Here is an 18,013-nt window from a genome sequence, read left to right as displayed (position 1 = left end):
ATATACGCACAAAGAATTGAATAGTTTATGAGAATTAGAAATATAAATCTCTTGTACCTGTTTTTATATCTTCTAAACGTTCAACTAACTTCTCTTTAAAGCGAGGATCATCGTAGTTTTTCAGCTCCTCTTCAATTAATTGATATCCCTTCACCTTTGTTTTTTCTGGTGCATAATCTTCAAGGTATTCTGCTAAAGTTAATAAAGCATTGGGCTGACAAAATCGTTTAATAAAGCCAGGTACAGAAAACTCCATAAAGTGCTCTCCTGTTCTATTTCGACGATAGCAGGATGTACAAAAAGACGGAATAAATCCATTCTCTACCAACTCCTCCATCACTTCATTCAATGAACGATCATCTTTGATTTCGAATTGCTCCTGATCTAAATCCTGCTCATCCTCATCCTGAGAATACCCTTTCATCTCTATATTAGTACCTCCATCAATTTGAGAAACCCCATATTGAAGTACTTCATCTCTAATTTCAGCAGGCTCGCGCGCGGTTAAAATTAGCCCAGTGTATGGAACGGCCAGACGAAGAATAGCAACTAACTTAGTAAAATCCTCATCGGAAACAGCCCACTTGGGATCTACATCTATTCCTGATGCTGCTTGAATACGAGGGAAAGAAATGGTGTGCGGTCCGATATTAAAAACGGACTCAAAGTGATTGACATGACGGAGTAATCCCATCACCTCGAAGCGCCAATCGTATAAACCTAATAACGCTCCAATACCTAAATCATCAATACCGCCTTCCATGGCTCTATCTAAACCAGTGATACGCCAATCGTAATCTCTTTTCAGTCCACTTTTATGAACTTTTAGGTAAGTTTCTCTATGGTAGGTCTCTTGAAATATTTGATAGGTACCAATGCCTGATTCCTTTACCGTTTTAAACCCATCTACATCTAAAGGAGCCGCATTGATATTAACCCTGCGGATTTCTCCATTTTTATGCTTTACGGAATAAACCGTTTTTACGGATTCTGCAATAAACTTGGCATTATAGCGAGGATGCTCACCATAAACTAAAATTAAACGTTTATGACCCGCATCTTCTAAAGCTTTAACTTCTTGTTTTAAATCATCCGCGGTTAGCGTAGTTCTTTTTTGCGCTTTGTTATCTGCTTTAAAACCACAGTAGGTGCAGTTGTTAATGCATAAATTACCAATGTATAAAGGTGCAAAAAGAACAATGCGTTTGCCGTAAACTTGTTGTTTAAGTTTAGTTGCAGCTTGCTTAATCTCTGCTACTAATTCTGGATCGTTAGCATTTATTAATATGGCGGTTTCTTGAAGTGAAAGTCTGTTTTTATCCAGTGCTTTTTTTATCACTGCTTTAACTTGCTCTTTGCTCGGATCTTTCGCCCCCTCTAAAATCTCATTGATTTCATCTGTATCGATGAAATTCTGCATGGATTTATCCTCTAACTTATATTTCTGTGGATGGTATATTATTGCCATGTCTTGCTTTCCCTATTTATCGGTACAAAATTAACTGCTTTTACCGATAAAAAGCTATGACAAGTATTATTTGTTCGGTGGTTTTTATGATTTTGTTCGTGGAGAGAATTAATCTCACCAGAAAAAAACATATTTCCTGGTGAGATTATTATTTTATTTACTGTATCCAACTACATGAACACCATTTTCATTTTCCTCTTTTGAGGAATTACCTTCTTTTTCCTTAGAAGCTGTACTTCCATCTTTATCCTGTAAAGAAAAATTAATAGGTATCGTAAAACTAACATCTACCTTTGCTCCATTTTTCATTCCTGGTTCCCAGTCAGGCAACGAGGAAATAACACGTATCGCTTCTGCATCTAATGATTCAAAACCAGCGCTTCTGGCTATTTTTGCATCTTTAACCTCACCTGTTTTAGAAACGATAAATTGCACATATACTCTCCCTGCCTTTCCTTGCTCTTTAGCATCATTAGGGTATTTTACATTAATGGCAATGAATTTACGAAGGGCAAGTTCACCTTTCGGAAATGCAGGCATAACATCTACTACATCATAAACTTTTTCTATTTCAGCACTCTTTAAGTTACCATCCTGAACTTCTTCAACGGCATTATCGCAAGCAAAAAATAATCCTATTCCAAAAATTACTGCAACAGCAACTAGTGTTTTTATAAATGCCTTATTTTTTATGGTTTTATTAGTCATCATCTTAAATCGTTTTTTAGTAATTGATTGATTAAAGTTATTGACGGGCAACAAGCGGGCTCCTGTAGCCTGATACAATAACAAGTTTTTGTACGAACCAACAGATGTTCCTTTATTTAAAACAGAACGATCTGCCTGAAATTCGTGCAGCTCCTTAAGCAGGTATTTAATTAACCATGCAAAAGGGTTGAACCATTGAACAATTAACAAACTCTCGAACAGCAAAACATCGATTGAGTGTTTGTGCTTAACATGCGCCATTTCATGCACCATAATTTTATCCAAATCGTTATCTGAATACAATGAACGGTTGATAAAAATGACATGAAAGAACGAGAATGGGTTAAAGCGACCGGGCAAGTCAGCTATTTTAACGCCATTTATTTTTTGCCAGTTTGCCTTTTTCGAAAGTCCGCCCAATCGAACAATCCCTATAAGCAACCTGAGCAACAACCCTATAGCACCTAGCATATAAATCCAACTAAACGATTGATTATCCGCTATAGCGGGAACAACAGTTTGGCGCATATCGCCAGCAAACACGTTAACGGTATCTAATAAATTAACAAAACCTTGGGTGTTTGCTGCGTTGTTTTTATAAATAGAAATATGAATAAGCGGAACAACTGTTGCCAACAAAAGCGAAAACAACAGATAAATCCGATTAAACTTAAAAAGTGGTTCATGATGTAATACGAAACGATAAAATATGGTTAATATTCCAAGTATTATCGACGACTCCAATAGGTAATTAATAAAAAATTCCATGTGTTCTATTTTAACTAAAGTCTCAATATTATAATCTAAATTAAAAACTCATTAAGCTTTTATTCATTACTCTGCTTATTCACTCCAGTCGCACTGGTGAGTTCATTCTTAACATCATTCATCAACTCCTCTAAATCGGCAATATCCATTTTGTCTTCTTTGGCAAAAAAGGACACCAGCTCTTTAAACGAATCTTGAAAGTAGTGAGACATAACACGTTTCATAAACTTCTTTTTATACACTTCTTTCGATACAATAGGGAAATACACATATCCTTTACCCGCCTTTTTATGATCTACAAAACCTTTGGTTTCAAGAATTCTTACGATAGTTGATATGGTATTATATGCCGGTTTGGGTTCCGGTATTTTTTCAATAATGCTTTTCACGTTGGTTTCGCCTAATTCCCAAAGTTGTTGCATTACTTGTTCTTCTGCTTTTGTTAACTCTTTCATTATAAACTTTTCGTTGATATCTTTAAGAAATAGCCCGTTCTTAAAAACAATGTTTAATGATTCAACTAAATTATTAGTTCAAATCTACAACTAATATTTTAGTTGAACAAATATTTTAACTAAGTTTGTAGTTGATAGATTTATTTTATTTATTAAAACCCAGATAACATGAAACTTACCAGATCACATTCTACTCTAATTATTTTTGCGTTCCTTGTATTACCTTTTAGCCTTTTGGCCAGTATACAACAAGATTCCGTTTATCAACTCTCGGAAAAACCTATGCTAAACGACTCTATTTTGATGCACAATGCCGATTCTCTAATGCATCATTATCAGTACGACAAAGCCATTGACATACTAGAACAACTTATCGTTAAGGATTCAAGCAATATTCAAGTAAGCCAGGCATTGGAGAATTTATACTTTAAACAAAGTCAATTTCAATCTGCTCTAACGTTGCAGGATAAATTAATTAATGAAGATATCAAACCTGATTATTACAATATTAGAAAGGGCTTAAGTTTAAAAAAGATGGGACTAGGAAGAAAATCCTTAAACATTCTTATACCCACATATTTAAAGGACACTACTAATTCATTTCTTTCCAATCAGATTGGAGATTTATATAAATCGGTTCATAAAAAAGATAGTGCCATATATTACTACAACAGAACTTGCCAAATAAAAGCAAATCCCACTGTAATGATTAAAGCTATGGACCTTTATATTAAATCAAGGTTAATTGAAGAGGCCGTAGAGTTTTATCACATTTATTATAAAGAAAGCTTTGCCAACAATCAACTATTACAACGTTTGTACGGAAAAACTTTATATCACACAGACAGCATTAATGCTTCACTACAAGTATTTACACAGTTAAATCAAAATGAAGATTCTTCTTTAATGACAAACAAGTATCTAGGTATGAGCAATTGGAAACTTGAAAATTACAGAACGGCAATAAAACCGCTTGAGCAATATATTACTAAAGACACCACTGATTTTCAGATTTATTATATGCTTGGCAGCTGCTTTCTTAAAGATAATTACCTTTTTAAACCCAAAGAAAGTCTGTATTATTTAAATAAAGCTCTTAATCTAATACAAGCCGATGGAGGAACCTTAAATTTAATTTACAATGAAATAGCTTTAAATTACCAACGTACCCAGCAATATGATAAAGAGCTTGAGATATATTTATTAATGAAAGGAAACGCTCCGGATAGTAAATATGTAGATTACAAGCTGGCTACTTTATACGATTATGGAATAAAAGATAAGAAGGAAGCTTTAGGAAGATATGAAAAGCTACTTAGTTACTACGAGGCTGACACGATTGCAGAAAGAAAAAAATCTGATATCGAAAAGTTTTGCAAATCCAGAATTGAAGAGCTAAAAGAAGAGGAATTCTGGGAAGAGAATTAAGGCTAAATTCCTTATTGTAAGTTATATTTTTAAGATTATTGCTTAAAAAAAGACAGGATTAACATGATTTACAGGAAAAAGAAATCCTGGTTTATCATGCTAATCCTGTCTAATTTGATATAACATTGATATACTGACCATTAGGGAGTTGCAGAAATCTTTATGTTGCTTTGCTTTAGGATGAAATATGCTAATAATTCCAATTTGAGCAGTTAAATCGAAAAATGATTCCAATTTTCCTCGTTTTAGGCAAAAATGATCCCGACAATGTCCGTTTTTTCACATTTTCGGTTACTTTCTTCAGGACCGCTTCGCAAAAGCTTCGGGGCGGCTTCGCATTTCTTCGCAAGCTGTTCGCAAAAGGTTCGCAGAATTATCACATTATAGTTGCGAATAAACTATGAAGCATTTGCGACGTTTAAGTTTTGAAGCATCGAACCTTTCTTATGCAAGGCTTGGAAAGACATCGATTAATCAGGAGTGTAAATATCTGCATTATTCTCATGCACAATAACAAGGCATTCACGAAAAAATCCGCTACAGCTGTAACGGATTTTTTTTGGTAGTTGTTTTGATAGACAAAAAAGCTTGTATTAAGAAATGACTTTTCGAAAAACACTCTTCAAAACCAAGCTCTTATATTTTAAAAAGATAATATATACGATTGTAGTGGGGCAATATCAATATTTACACCATCATGAACATTCAGTTTTAGAGAAGCGCCGGTAAATTCGTCCGTCATTGTATATTCTTTATCACTTAACAACATTTTACCTGCAATATCTGCTGGCACTTTTAAATTAAACGAATAACTCTCGGCATCACTAAAATTGGAAATAACAAGTACTCTCTCATTTTCACTCCATCGTACAAACGAATACACTTTGTTTGTATAACCTGGTGTATTTTCTCTATTGAAGGCATGTATGTCGGCATATTCACCAAGCATTGCTTCATTATTTATCGTAAAATTCAATAAAGTTCGATAATATGCTCGAAGTTGCTTCTCATCTCCTGTTGATTGTCCGCCATCAAACTTACCGTCATTCATCCAGCGCTGATGATGAGGCACTCCTATATAATCGAAAATTGATGTACGCGTTGGCGCTCCAAATCCAGCTTTTTCAGCTCCAGGCTCACCTACTTCCTGACCAAAATAAATCATAGTAGGAGAAGTACTTAAGGTAGCCGAAACCACCATAGCTGGCATTCCTTTCTTTGCATCACCTGCAAACTCAGGCGAAGCAATTCTTTGCTCGTCATGATTTTCTAGAAAGTGTAATAGATGATGTTCAATATCGGCATATTTATGCTGTATAGGTGCAATATTATCGGTAGAACCATGCCCTTGCATCACATGTTTGATGGTATCATACAAATCAACTTTATCATATAAATAATCCATTTTACCCTTATGAATATAATCTCTATAAAGCGCTGGCTGATATACCTCGGCTAAAAGAAATGCTTCTGCATTTTTCATCTTGATAGATGAATTTAAATAACTCCAAAATTCTACGGGCACCATTTCAGCCATGTCAAATCTAAAACCATCTACTCCTTTATCTAACCAGAACAGGGCAATATCTCTGAACTTATTCCAAGAATCTGGGATATTTTTTCCTTGCCAAAAAGCAAAATGCTCCTTATAATCTTTGATATCATAGTTGCTAGGTAAAATATCAAAATCGAAGCTTCCATCTGGTTTAACGCCATAATTCACCTTTACTGTTTCGTACCAATCGTAATGACTGGGCTGCGCTAAACGAGAACCATTGCCTGTCCATTTAGCAGGAACTTCTTCGAATTCTCCATCAATAAGGGGATGGTCTGCACCACCCAAAGGCTTATAGTTATCCAATGGTTCAGGCACCTTAAAAGAGCCATCTTGGATATAATAAAAATTGTTGTTTTTAGCATACTCAAGCGTAGTATCATCATTCGCTCCAAAATCAACAATTCCCTCAGGATTATTCAATCCCTTGTAATAACGGGCCACATGATTCGGCACGATATCTATGATCACTTTCATATTATGCTGATGTGTTCGCTCAACTAAGTCCTCAAATTCCTCCATTCTCTTGTTCGGATCAACAGCCATATCCGGATCAACTTGATAATAATCTTTTACCGCATACGGCGAACCTGCTCTTCCCTTTACCACATCTGGATCATCGTTAGTTATTCCAAACGCCGTATAATCTGTACATGTGGCATGATGAGGAACTCCTGTGTACCAAACATGCGTTACGCCAAGGTCTTTTATCTCAGATAGTGCTTTATCGGTAAAGTCGTTGAATTTACCAACACCATTTTCTTCAATAGTTCCCCATGGTTTATTATTGGTGTTTGTGTTTCCAAATAGTCGGGTAAAAACTTGATAAACTACAACCTTACCTTCTTTCTCGGCGGTTTGTTCCTTTTTAGTCGCGGATTGCTTGCATGAAAAAAGTGCAGCAAGCATAAAAATGAGATAAATTATTTTCTTCATAACGCTATTATTTAATGTCAATTTTTAATGCATTAGTTTTCATAGTGAAAGTTGCTGTTAACTCTTGTTTGTCTGAATTCCAATTAAATGAGATTTCCTTATTATTGATAGATACCAATTCTGGCTCATCTTCGAACTGATGAATTACCAAAGTAATTTCTCTTGATGCTGGCTTACCTGAATAATCATATCCATCTCTTTTAATAATAATACTTAACGCATCACTACTATTAAGCGAAGAAAAGTGAAGTTTCTCAAATTGATTATTCTTCCATGAATTATTGGTTTCACCATCATCTTCGTACATCATACTTTGCGAAGAAGTGACTGTTTTATCGTGGTAATAATGCACAAACAGCTCCTCAGTATTATATTCCTCCATATTATTAAACTCAGGAACCATTGGAATAAAAGAGCCTCCTTTAACAAATACAGGAATATTATATATATCAACAGGAACACTTTTTACTTGTCCTCCAGAAATTTTCTCTCCTGTAAAATAGTTATACCAATTACTTCCCGCAGGAAAGTTAACCGACCATTCTGTAGCACTTTTCTCAGTTACTGGAGCTACCAAAAAGTTTTCTCCCCATAGATATGAATTTCTTTCCTCTAATAACTCAGGGTTATCATCCACATAAAAAAGAGGACGCATTAAAGGTGTACCTTGCGTACTATTAAAATAACTTAAAGTGTATAAATAAGGCGTTAAAGCATATCTCAATTTAATATATCTCCGCGTAATATCTTTGGTCTGTTTATCCCAAAAAATAGGCTCTGGAGGAACATCCTCTTGAGCATGCGTTCTGTATACAGGTTGAAAAACGCCATATTGCAACCAACGAGTGTAAAGCTCTGCATCCTTATAATCTCCAGCAAAACCTCCTAAATCGGAATGCATATAAGCCAATCCTTGCATCCCCATCTGTAAGGAAATCTCCACTTGAGGTTGCAGTCCTTCCCAGGAACGAGCTACATCACCCGACCATGGAATTAGGCCATAACGTTGTGATCCTGCATAACCTGCACGCATGAGTATAACAGGACGTTTATCATTAAAATCTTGCTCATATCCCTCAAATACCGTTCTAGCCCATTCATGACCATATGCATTATGTACCAAATTGGCTGCTCCATTTACATGTTGTAATTCATCTGGATGCACCTCAGGTTCTCCCAAATCACCCCACCATCCATCAACACCACTTAACGAATGCTTTTTATAAACATCCCAAAACCAACTTTTGGTTTCAGGTTTAAAAATATCTAGTAAAGCGGTGGTTCCAAAGTAGAAATCATAGATATAAGGATTTCCAATAGAATCAGTTCCAAGTAGATTTTGCGTGGCACATTCCTTATACTTGCCACTATTCTTTAGAATAAATGGCTCAGTTATTAAAACTGTTTTAACCCCTTTATCTTTTATATTGGCCATCATCTTTTCTGGTTCAGGAAAAGCATTTTTATCCCACTCTAAATTGCCCATATGACCTTGTAAATCGGGACCAAACCAATATAAATCCAAGACCATACCGTCCAAAGGAAAATCTTCTTTCTGGTATAAACTAACCACATCTTCTACTTGCTTTTGAGAACGGTAGCCCATCCGGGAACTTATATTTCCAAGAGCCCAACGAGGAGGCATAGGCTGATAGCCAGTAATAGCAGTATAATTATCCGTTAGCCCTTGCCAATTATCAGAAGCAGTTACCACATAACTCATCCTTCCTCCAACGGTTTCAAATTGTAAGATATCCTCTTCGGTCTTACCTAAATCTAAATATCCATCCGCCGTATTGTCAAATAACAACATATATTTATTAGATGAGATAACTATTGGAAGTGAATAATACATGAGCTCGGCCTTAGTACCATAACCATAACTTGCCTGATTGTACAAGCGAAGCTTTTGTCCTCTACGGTTCATCCCTAACACACGTTCTCCTCCTCCCATAAGTAATTCGGTAGAATCAAGCTGCATTCTGAAACCTTTAATAGAATCGTTATATACAAACCCTTGTTCTTCTTCGAATAAGAGTTTATTGTGCTTGTAATAACTAATTTTTAATGGACATTTTTGAATCTTTACGCTAAGTCCTTTTGTTGAGTAAAGAATTTCATTTTTGCTTTCTTCAAACTCAGTAGGTACCACGTCGATCTGTTGTAACAAGGCATAGGAATCTGGATTAGTAATTCCTAGTAATTGATATTCTACTTCTATGGAATAATCACTCTTTGGAGTAAGGATAACCTTTGCATCATTCGTTGTAAGATGAAGTGCTTGATTAATTAGTTCCGCGTCTTTTACAAACCGACCTTCGGTTTTGCATTGACAACTGGTTAGGATTAGTAAGGAGATAAAAACACCTCCCATAAATATTCTTTGTAGCATACAGTTAATTTTTACAATTACTACATGCAAGTTCGATGAAATCAATACACAATGCAAAATATATAAACAATATATATTACATAGCTCACATTTTTAAGCAATTACAAAACATACTACAACATAAAATATAGAGCATATTTATGCATATTAATAACTTTAATACTATCTAAATATAAAATTTAAAACGAAAAAAGGGCAGATTCTAACGAATCTGCCCTCCACTCACACAACTAAACCTTTAATCTATGTGTCCCACCACAGCCTAGTTGTTATGGGGTTTAATATACCTTATTAATGATCCTCATCAGAGGTTAACCCAGTATATCGAAAACCTGCAATTCTATATTTATCATATCCATAATCTGCAGGAAATGTATCATCACTAATTGAAATAAGAAACACAATACTATCAGCAACAGCTCCACCTGGAGTTGTTGCAGCCCCTTTTAGAAGTTTACCTTCCGTAAGAGTAATCGTGTTATCTTCATATTCATTAGCTCCAGCATCAACGCTAAAAGTCATAGAACTTAAATCAACATTTATTTTTGATTTAAAATGTAATTGAAAGTTTTTATTCTCATCAATCCACATTTGGTTATCATCATTATTTGATGTATTATACATATCCAAGTGAAAATGACCATTGCCAAACGGATCATCATAAACAACCCCACCATCTGCATCAATAGCATCAACTTTTACATACCATTCTCCTGCCATTGCTTCAGTAGCAGTATTTCCTATCTCATCTTTCTCACAAGAAATAAATAAAAAACAACCGAAGAATAGCGTTAATATCTTTAATGAAATATTTTTCATATTCATATCAGCTTTATTAATTTAAAATAACATTAAACTCTAAGAATCCTGCATAGTCAACAGACCACACAATTTGCCCAGTCGTAGGATTAAAAGAAGCATTTTTCATACCATCTAAAGAATCACCCCAACCTTCAAGATAACTACTAATTAGAGTTAAAGTATTATCTGCTTCAAGTCTAAAATATCCAGTCATTGCATAATTAGCTCCATAACCAGCCCTTTGGTCATAATATCCACCTAAAAAGTCAGAAACATAATATACTCCAGGTTCTGTTTGAAGGAATAATATTTGATAACCATCATAATCAGTTTTAGCACCACTATTTTGGTTAATCCTATGCGTTCCAACCAATACATCGTGTAATCCAGTTTCAATCGGCGATGGAGTTGGGTCAGCAACGTAAATAATTCTCGTCTTTGTTACCTTAAACCCTTCTGGATTTACAACTTCATACTTAACGCTATAAATCCCTGCCTCATCGGTATTTACGTCAGAAGTTACAATTACTTCATCAGTTATATCTTCACCATTTAAAAATGACGAATATCCAGGTTCTTCATATGGTTCACCTTTGTCAATAATCATTGATGTTTCACCTTCCAACTCTAATGTAGGATAATAGGTGATTCTTGTCATATTAGCCGTAGTTTCGTCATCACAAGAAGTAAACCCTACGATGATAGCAACTAAAGCAAATAATAATATTTTGTTTTTCATGTTTTCTAATTTAGAGGATTACTATTATTCAGCCCAAAACACTGGTACATCATCTTTCTTGTTTGCTGGAGCATTACTATTTCTATTAGACGAACTCTCAGCATATTTAAGTCGTTGCAACACTTTATTCGCACCTAGGTCGGTATTTACATTTATTGGCGAATATAAAGTACCAGAAACATAAAGTTCAGGTTTATAATCATCGTTTGCAACATTGTAAATATCTTCTCCACTAACTGAACCAAACATTGGATACCCAAGGCGACGCATTTCACACCAAGATTCGAAATTATTTGATCCGCCTAACGCAATCCATTTTTGAATACCAATCAACTCTTCATACTTAGCGATATCCCAAGGATATTGATTTGTATAAATATCTTCAGCACCTGTTGCTCCTACAGACATAAAAGATGCCTTAATAGCCTCTTCGTAATGCATCTGTGCATCAGCGGATGTACCATATCTAGCATGATATTCTGCTAAGAAAAATTCCGTTTCCGATACAGATATTAACGCAACTGGCATATCGTAGGCAAATACTGGACGACAGAAATAAGGAGACTTATACTGCGAGGATGTACTAAAGTTTGTACCAGAAACACCACCTTTATATTGCCCCGACTCATTAGTTTCAAAAAATTCTGAAACACGACCATCATTACTATCCAGAAGAGTCTGCATATAAGCTATATTTGCTACTACATTAATTTGCGTAGAACCAAAGTAATTGGCATATTCTTCCTGATAAAATGGACTTGCTTTTCCAGTTTCATCCGTCCAACAATCGTCCCAAGTAACATCTTCTGTCGGAAAGTTACCTTCCGCAATTAAAGATGCAAGTTCCGACTGTACATTCCTTACATTACTAACACGCATTAGTAATTTCAATTTTAAAGCATTCGCAAAAGAAATCCATTCCTCTGCCGAGGTTGATCCAAATAGAAAGTTAGTACAAACAACATCTGTAGTAGCTGCATTAGCTAAAGCAACATTTAATTCTGCAAGTATAGCATCATAAATAGCTGAACCTTCATCATAATTTGGGCTTACTATATCTGGATTACCGCTTTCACTGAAAGGTGCTTCTCCATAAGCATCAACTATTGTTTGAAATGTAAAAACTCTTAAAGTAGTAGCAGCTAAATATGTGCCCCACTCTTCTTTACTTTCAGAGTTCTTGATAATAGTATTTAAGTTATTTATAACACGCGTATAAAGTTGCGTATATGTACCACTAGATCTTGTAGGAGACATTTTAAACTCCGAATAATCCATATAGTTGCTAGTTCCGAAGTTATGTGCGTAATGTTGCCCATAATACCCCCCAACGATACGCAAAAAGTTACCGTAACTACTCGCTAAATTCATTTCTACTCCAGGAAATATCATATCCGAAGAAACAACATCACCTGAAGGTGAATTAGGATCTGTATTTATATCTAGGTAATCGTCACATGAGGTGATACCTAGTATAATTGCTAATAAGAATAATATTCTTTTCATAAATCTCATTATTTTAATATGTTATACTTAGGTTAAATCCATATACTCGACTTGAAGGATTAGAATATAATTCTCCAAAAGCACCTTGTAAGTCAGTACCCGTTGTACTTGATTCTGGATCTACATAATAGTTATCTGATGCTGTCCAAACAAATGGATTATTCACGAAAGCTGATAAAGATACATTACTTAGGTAGGCTTCCTTTACCCATTTCTGAGGTAAGGAGTAAGATAAAGTAATATTACGCAATTTAACATATGTTCTATCGTTAAGATAAGCTAAACCACCATCTCCATATCCATAATCATTATAATAATCTTGCATACTTCCATCCGTCTGTCTAAGCGCAGTAGAATTTTCACTATAAGTAACAGTTTCTCCAACGGTAGTTGCTTGTACTGAGTTAGGTACTACAAATGGTTTTCTATCATTGTATGTAGTAATAATTCCATTACCAGTAAATTGCATTAAGTTTTTAGTTCTCGAAAACATATAACCACCATATCTTATATCTAATGCCGCACTTAATGAGAAACCATAAGCAGAAAAAGTTGTATTAATACCTCCACTCCAATCATGATTCATTGTTTTTCCAGTATCTTCAACCTCATCTCCTAGAACAGGTTGTCCATTACTGTCTACAATTGCTTTTCCGTAATGCTCACTACTTTCATCTGTAACATACTGAGGAAGATAAGTATAATACGTTCCCATTTCTTTACCTTCTTCTGCATACATATATACTGCATCATTACCAGCTGCAAAATTATAAATAGTAACTTTTCCTCCATCTAAGCTTTCAGGCATAGTTAAAACTTTGTTTTTATTTTTTGCAAAGTTAAAATCTAAATCCCATCGAAAGTTATTTGTTTTAATTGGTGTAGTATTTAACAGAACCTCAATACCACGATTTTGAACTTCTCCAAAGTTTGTAACCATAAAGCTATAACCTGTAGAAGGGTCAACTGGTAAAGTAAAGATTTGATCCTCTGTTTTTCTATCATAATAAGCCATATCAATACCAATACGGTTATTTAGAAATTGTAAATTTAATCCAACTTCAGCCTCTGACGTCATTTCTGGTCTTAATGAATTACTTCCTGCGGTATCACCTAAGATAAATGAATTTGCACTATTCATTGGAAACTGTGCAATATCTCTTCCATAGTAACCATTTGCATACCCTTGTACATAATTAGTAGTAGTTAAATAAGGTGTAGCATCATTACCTGTTCTACCGTACGCTAAACGAAGTTTACCAAACGAAAGAATGTTGTTACTTGGCATCATTTCGCTAAACAACCAACTCAATGTTGCACCTGGGTAGAAATAGCTATTTTTATCCGCTGGAAGCGTTGACGAATAATCATTACGAGCTGTTACGTTTAAGAATAACATATCTTTATAACCCACTGTAGCATCACCAAAAACGCCAATCATCCTTCTAGTAACTTGACTTTCTGTCAAAACACTTCTAGTAGCTCCATTACTTAAATCCCAAAAGCCAGTTTCAAATGTTAAAACATCAGTCTGTCCCGCCATCGATGTAGCACTTCTCTCATTTACATTAACTCCAAAATTAGCACTAAAGGTTATATCATTAAACCTTTTATCAAAATTAGCTAAGAAGTCATGATTCAACTCATATGAACGTCTGTAAGCAGCATAAACTGAACCATCTTGATTCATATTTTTTGGCCCATAACCATAATCTTCATCAATTAAAGCATCATCATTATTAATTCTAGGCGTACCCACTTTTCTATCATAGTCTGTATAATCAAAACCAAATCGATATGTCAATGTTAACTCTTTAATTGGCTTTATATCTAGTTGTAATTTACCATACAACTGCTTCGAATCTAAATGATTATAATTATTAGCCAAAGACCAATAAGGATTGGTAATACCGTAAGGAGTAAAATAAGCTTCTGGTGTATTAAAAGCACTACTTAAATCTCTCATATCAAGAATTGAAACATCACGAGGCATTTCATATAATCCATCTACAACCGAAGTACCCTGGAAAGAACCTACTACATCTGTTTCTGAATTTGCCACATTCACAGAAGATGAAATTTTAAACCAGTCCGTAGCGTCGAAAGTAGATCTAAATGCTAATGTATTTCTTTTATATGAATCTGCATCTGATGGCATAATACCATCATCATCTGTGTTTGAAAATGACAAATAATAAGTCATATCTTCATCTTTAGATGCTCCACTAATAGAGATGTTATGATTTGATGATATACCAATATCAAAAAACTCTTTTACGTTGTCTTCTTTAACGTCATACTCATGAATCAACTGCTGCTTGTTCCATTGTGGCCCATAAACCTGTGTCGATCCATCTAATTTAGGTCCCCAAGAACCATTCTCTATGTACGTTTGTTTTCCATTCCAACCTTGACCAAAATCATTCTGCCATTCTGGAAAAAGAGAAACCTGACGAAACTGCATACCTCCATTATATTGTATAGAGAAGTTTTTATCACCTTGCTTCGTTCCACTTTTTGTAGTAATAACAATAACACCATTAGAGGCACGACTACCATATAATGCAGTTGCAGCTGCTCCTTTTAATACCGTCATAGATTCGATATCGTTGGAAGCAATATTACCAATACCCCCTGCACTAATAGCATGCCCAGATGTTTCGATTGTATTGTTTTGTAAAGGCACACCATCAACTACATATAAAGGCTGATTACTTCCATTAATTGAACCAAAACCACGAATAATTACAGATGAAGCAGCACCTGGATCAGAAGATGTAGTTTGAACTTGTACTCCTGCAACTTTTCCTGCTAATGCTCGAGTCACGTTGGTCTCCCTAGCCTTAATTAATTCATCGCTAGACACTTTCGTAGCTGAATAACCTAAAGATTTTTCAGAACGTTTAATACCCATAGCTGTTACAACAACTTCATCAATATCTTCTGTATCAGATACCATTGTTGCATTTATAGTTGATTGACCAGTGTAAGCTATTTCTTGCATTTGCATTCCTACAAACGTAAAGACAATAGCAGTGGCATCTTCTGGTACATTAAGCTGATAAGTACCATCAGGACGAGAAATAGTCCCAGTTGTTGTACCCTTAACAACAATAGATACTCCAGGGATTGCCTCGCCAAGATCGTCGACAACTTTACCTGAAATAGCCTTTGTTTGGGCATTCAAAGTCTGTAGTCCTATACATAGAACTAATGACAGAAATAATGCTAATTTCCGCATAAAACAAAAGGTTTAAATTAATAAATGTGTATTTAAAAAAAAGATAATTCAATACTGAGAGTCACGATACATCAATACCGATCGTGCATAACGAATCAATAATTAGACGCACTTTGGGCATCTAATAAAATCTGAAGAATAATTTCTTCAACTATAAAACTTGTTGGATTGTTTTTTTGACTTCCATACGATTAAAGGTTTTTGTTATTGTATAATTCATTTATGTGAGTTAATCTATCTACAAAAGTGGGGGAACACTTACAGTTTGTAAATAGACTGCAAATATAAAATTAAAATTAATATTTTACTTACAGTTTAAAAGTTAATGTATGGTTAGATTATAGATGCTAACAGAAATACTTATTAGACTTATGATCTTTCAAGTAATAAAACTTTCGTTCTATCTGTTCAAAAATCAACACTGCAAACGTAATTAAAAAACATATATTATCCAAACGACTTGAACAAACACATAGTGCAGCCTGCGAAAACGCATAAAAAAGAGAATGGCTTGGTGAAAAATGGGGGCTAACCATAAAACAAACACAATATATTCTATATCCTATTTATTCTATTACATTTTTCTTTTTAGTTAAACCCTAACAAATTTAAAAATATATTTACAATATGCAAAAATATATTTTTAAATGTTAATTTATGTAAATGCGATTCTAGCAAAAAAAAGGATCGCCAAAATGACGATCCTTTATATTATTATCTTTAATGTTTATTTTATTACAATAAGAAGCTAAGCATAATACCTGCCGCAACCGCAGACCCAATAACACCAGAAACATTAGGTGCCATAGCATGCATTAGTAGGTGATTATTCGGATCCGTTTTTAACCCTTCCTGCTGAACAACTCTAGCTGAATCTGGCACCGCAGACACCCCAGCAGCACCAATTAAAGGATTAATCTTATTATTCTTATGCAAGAATACATTTAAGAAACGAGCAAATAACAAACCTCCAGCAGTTGCTACAATAAATGATAAAGCTCCCAGTCCGAATATTTTTAACGAATCAGTAGTTAAAAATACACTAGCTTGTGTAGAAGCTCCAACCGTAATTCCTAAAAGAATAGTTATAATATTAATTAACGAATTCCTAGCAGTATCAGCTAAACGCTCTGTTACTCCCGATTCTTTTAATAAATTACCAAAGAACAACATACCCAAAAGAGGTAAGGCTGACGGTGATATAAACGTAGTTAGCAACAACGCTATCAACGGAAACATTATTTTCTCCGTTTTCGAAACCGCTCTTGGTGGTTTCATTTTGATAGCACGCTCTTTTTTAGGAATAATCAAACGCATAATAGGCGGCTGGATTACTGGAACCAAAGCCATATATGAATAAGCTGCAATTGCAATAGCTCCCATCAAGTGTGGCGCTAACTTCGATGATAAGAAGATAGCCGTAGGACCATCAGCTCCACCAATAATACCAATTGCTCCTGCTTCCTGAGGCGTAAAGCCTAAAGCCGAAGCACCAAGAAAAGTAGCGAAAATTCCAATTTGAGCAGCCGCTCCTAGAATCATTAATTTAGGATTAGATATCAGCGAAGAAAAATCAGTCATCGCACCAATACCTAAGAAAATTAAAGGAGGGTAAATACCTTGCTGTACACCGAAATATAGGTATTCCAAGACAGAAGGAGTAGCTTGGCCAGCATCCAATTGCCCACTAGCAACTAATGAAGTTAAATAATCCTTAGCATATACACCATAAGCTTCCGCTCCAGGTATATTACCTAAAATAATACCAGTTCCTATAGGTATTAATAACAAAGGTTCGTAATCATATTTAACCGCAAGGAAGATAAAGAACAAACCAACCGAGATCATTATCAGATTAAAATAATCGATATTAGCAAAGCCAGTAAAGTTCCAAAGAGTAGTTAAACCATCCATTGCTCCAACCGCTTCTGGTGCAGCCATAATATCTGTACCAAAAACAACTTGTAAGCAAAGCAAAAAGGTTAATGTAATAAATGTAGTTATGTGCTTTTTCAT

General features: G+C 34.9%; 11 protein-coding genes. 1 reads left to right on the top strand and 10 read right to left on the bottom strand.

Annotated elements, in window-relative coordinates; genetic code table 11:
- Nucleotides 1–34 precede the first annotated feature (34 nt).
- The 3 genes from hydG to A8L32_RS20465 all read right to left on the bottom strand — a co-directional run bounded on the left by hydG (nucleotide 35) and on the right by A8L32_RS20465 (nucleotide 3,399).
- Nucleotides 35–1,468 (bottom strand): [FeFe] hydrogenase H-cluster radical SAM maturase HydG, encoded by a 1,434-nt coding sequence (hydG, locus tag A8L32_RS20475; protein WP_075591396.1) that lies wholly within the window; start codon nucleotides 1,466–1,468, stop codon nucleotides 35–37.
- Between the two features lie 153 nt (nucleotides 1,469–1,621).
- Nucleotides 1,622–2,944 carry a M56 family metallopeptidase gene (locus A8L32_RS20470; RefSeq protein ID WP_075591395.1) on the bottom strand — a complete coding sequence of 441 codons (1,323 nt, stop codon included), beginning with the start codon at nucleotides 2,942–2,944 and terminating at the stop codon, nucleotides 1,622–1,624.
- A gap of 59 nt (nucleotides 2,945–3,003) precedes the next feature.
- Nucleotides 3,004–3,399, bottom strand: a complete 396-nt coding sequence (locus tag A8L32_RS20465) for a BlaI/MecI/CopY family transcriptional regulator (RefSeq protein ID WP_075591394.1) — start codon at nucleotides 3,397–3,399, stop codon at nucleotides 3,004–3,006.
- A 168-nt stretch (nucleotides 3,400–3,567) separates the two neighbouring features.
- Between A8L32_RS20465 and A8L32_RS20460 the strand changes: the two genes are divergently transcribed.
- Nucleotides 3,568–4,827 (top strand): tetratricopeptide repeat protein, encoded by a 1,260-nt coding sequence (locus A8L32_RS20460; protein ID WP_075591393.1) that lies wholly within the window; start codon nucleotides 3,568–3,570, stop codon nucleotides 4,825–4,827.
- Between the two features lie 643 nt (nucleotides 4,828–5,470).
- Here A8L32_RS20460 and A8L32_RS20455 read toward each other — a convergent pair.
- From A8L32_RS20455 to A8L32_RS20425, 7 genes are all read right to left on the bottom strand, one after another.
- Nucleotides 5,471–7,318: an alpha-amylase family protein gene (locus A8L32_RS20455; RefSeq protein WP_075591392.1), complete on the bottom strand. Its 1,848-nt coding sequence runs from the start codon at nucleotides 7,316–7,318 to the stop codon at nucleotides 5,471–5,473.
- A 7-nt stretch (nucleotides 7,319–7,325) separates the two neighbouring features.
- Nucleotides 7,326–9,710, bottom strand: coding sequence for a glycoside hydrolase family 31 protein (locus A8L32_RS20450; protein WP_083631434.1), 2,385 nt, complete (start codon nucleotides 9,708–9,710; stop codon nucleotides 7,326–7,328).
- 291 nt (nucleotides 9,711–10,001) lie between these two features.
- Complete coding sequence (locus A8L32_RS20445; protein WP_198931824.1) at nucleotides 10,002–10,535, bottom strand: lipid-binding protein; 534 nt, start codon at nucleotides 10,533–10,535, stop codon at nucleotides 10,002–10,004.
- Nucleotides 10,536–10,545: 10 nt separating this feature from the next.
- Entirely contained in the window at nucleotides 10,546–11,250 is a 705-nt protein-coding gene (locus A8L32_RS20440) for a BT_2262 family domain-containing protein (RefSeq protein WP_075591390.1), read from the bottom strand.
- 24 nt (nucleotides 11,251–11,274) lie between these two features.
- On the bottom strand, nucleotides 11,275–12,756 hold the full coding sequence (locus tag A8L32_RS20435) for a SusD/RagB family nutrient-binding outer membrane lipoprotein (protein ID WP_075591389.1): 1,482 nt from the start codon (nucleotides 12,754–12,756) through the stop codon (nucleotides 11,275–11,277).
- 13 nt (nucleotides 12,757–12,769) lie between these two features.
- Nucleotides 12,770–15,997, bottom strand: coding sequence for a SusC/RagA family TonB-linked outer membrane protein (locus A8L32_RS20430; protein WP_075591388.1), 3,228 nt, complete (start codon nucleotides 15,995–15,997; stop codon nucleotides 12,770–12,772).
- Between the two features lie 735 nt (nucleotides 15,998–16,732).
- Nucleotides 16,733–18,013, bottom strand: a complete 1,281-nt coding sequence (locus tag A8L32_RS20425) for a sodium ion-translocating decarboxylase subunit beta (protein ID WP_075591387.1) — start codon at nucleotides 18,011–18,013, stop codon at nucleotides 16,733–16,735.

Source organism: Labilibacter marinus (assembly GCF_001659685.2).
GTDB lineage: Bacteria > Bacteroidota > Bacteroidia > Bacteroidales > Marinilabiliaceae > Saccharicrinis > Saccharicrinis marinus.
The sequence above is the reverse complement of the archived record's forward strand: the minus strand, read 5'-3'. Positions and strand labels throughout refer to the sequence as shown.

Coding starts and splice junctions, on each gene's coding strand:
- A8L32_RS20430 (WP_075591388.1), bottom strand. CDS start 15,997: ATGCGGAAATTAGCATTATTTCTGTCATTAGTTCTATGTATAGGACTA.
- A8L32_RS20455 (WP_075591392.1), bottom strand. CDS start 7,318: ATGAAGAAAATAATTTATCTCATTTTTATGCTTGCTGCACTTTTTTCA.
- A8L32_RS20435 (WP_075591389.1), bottom strand. CDS start 12,756: ATGAAAAGAATATTATTCTTATTAGCAATTATACTAGGTATCACCTCA.
- A8L32_RS20445 (WP_198931824.1), bottom strand. CDS start 10,535: ATGAATATGAAAAATATTTCATTAAAGATATTAACGCTATTCTTCGGT.
- A8L32_RS20465 (WP_075591394.1), bottom strand. CDS start 3,399: ATGAAAGAGTTAACAAAAGCAGAAGAACAAGTAATGCAACAACTTTGG.
- A8L32_RS20450 (WP_083631434.1), bottom strand. CDS start 9,710: ATGCTACAAAGAATATTTATGGGAGGTGTTTTTATCTCCTTACTAATC.
- A8L32_RS20460 (WP_075591393.1), top strand. CDS start 3,568: ATGAAACTTACCAGATCACATTCTACTCTAATTATTTTTGCGTTCCTT.
- A8L32_RS20440 (WP_075591390.1), bottom strand. CDS start 11,250: ATGAAAAACAAAATATTATTATTTGCTTTAGTTGCTATCATCGTAGGG.
- hydG (WP_075591396.1), bottom strand. CDS start 1,468: ATGGCAATAATATACCATCCACAGAAATATAAGTTAGAGGATAAATCC.
- A8L32_RS20470 (WP_075591395.1), bottom strand. CDS start 2,944: ATGGAATTTTTTATTAATTACCTATTGGAGTCGTCGATAATACTTGGA.
- A8L32_RS20425 (WP_075591387.1), bottom strand. CDS start 18,013: ATGAAAAAGCACATAACTACATTTATTACATTAACCTTTTTGCTTTGC.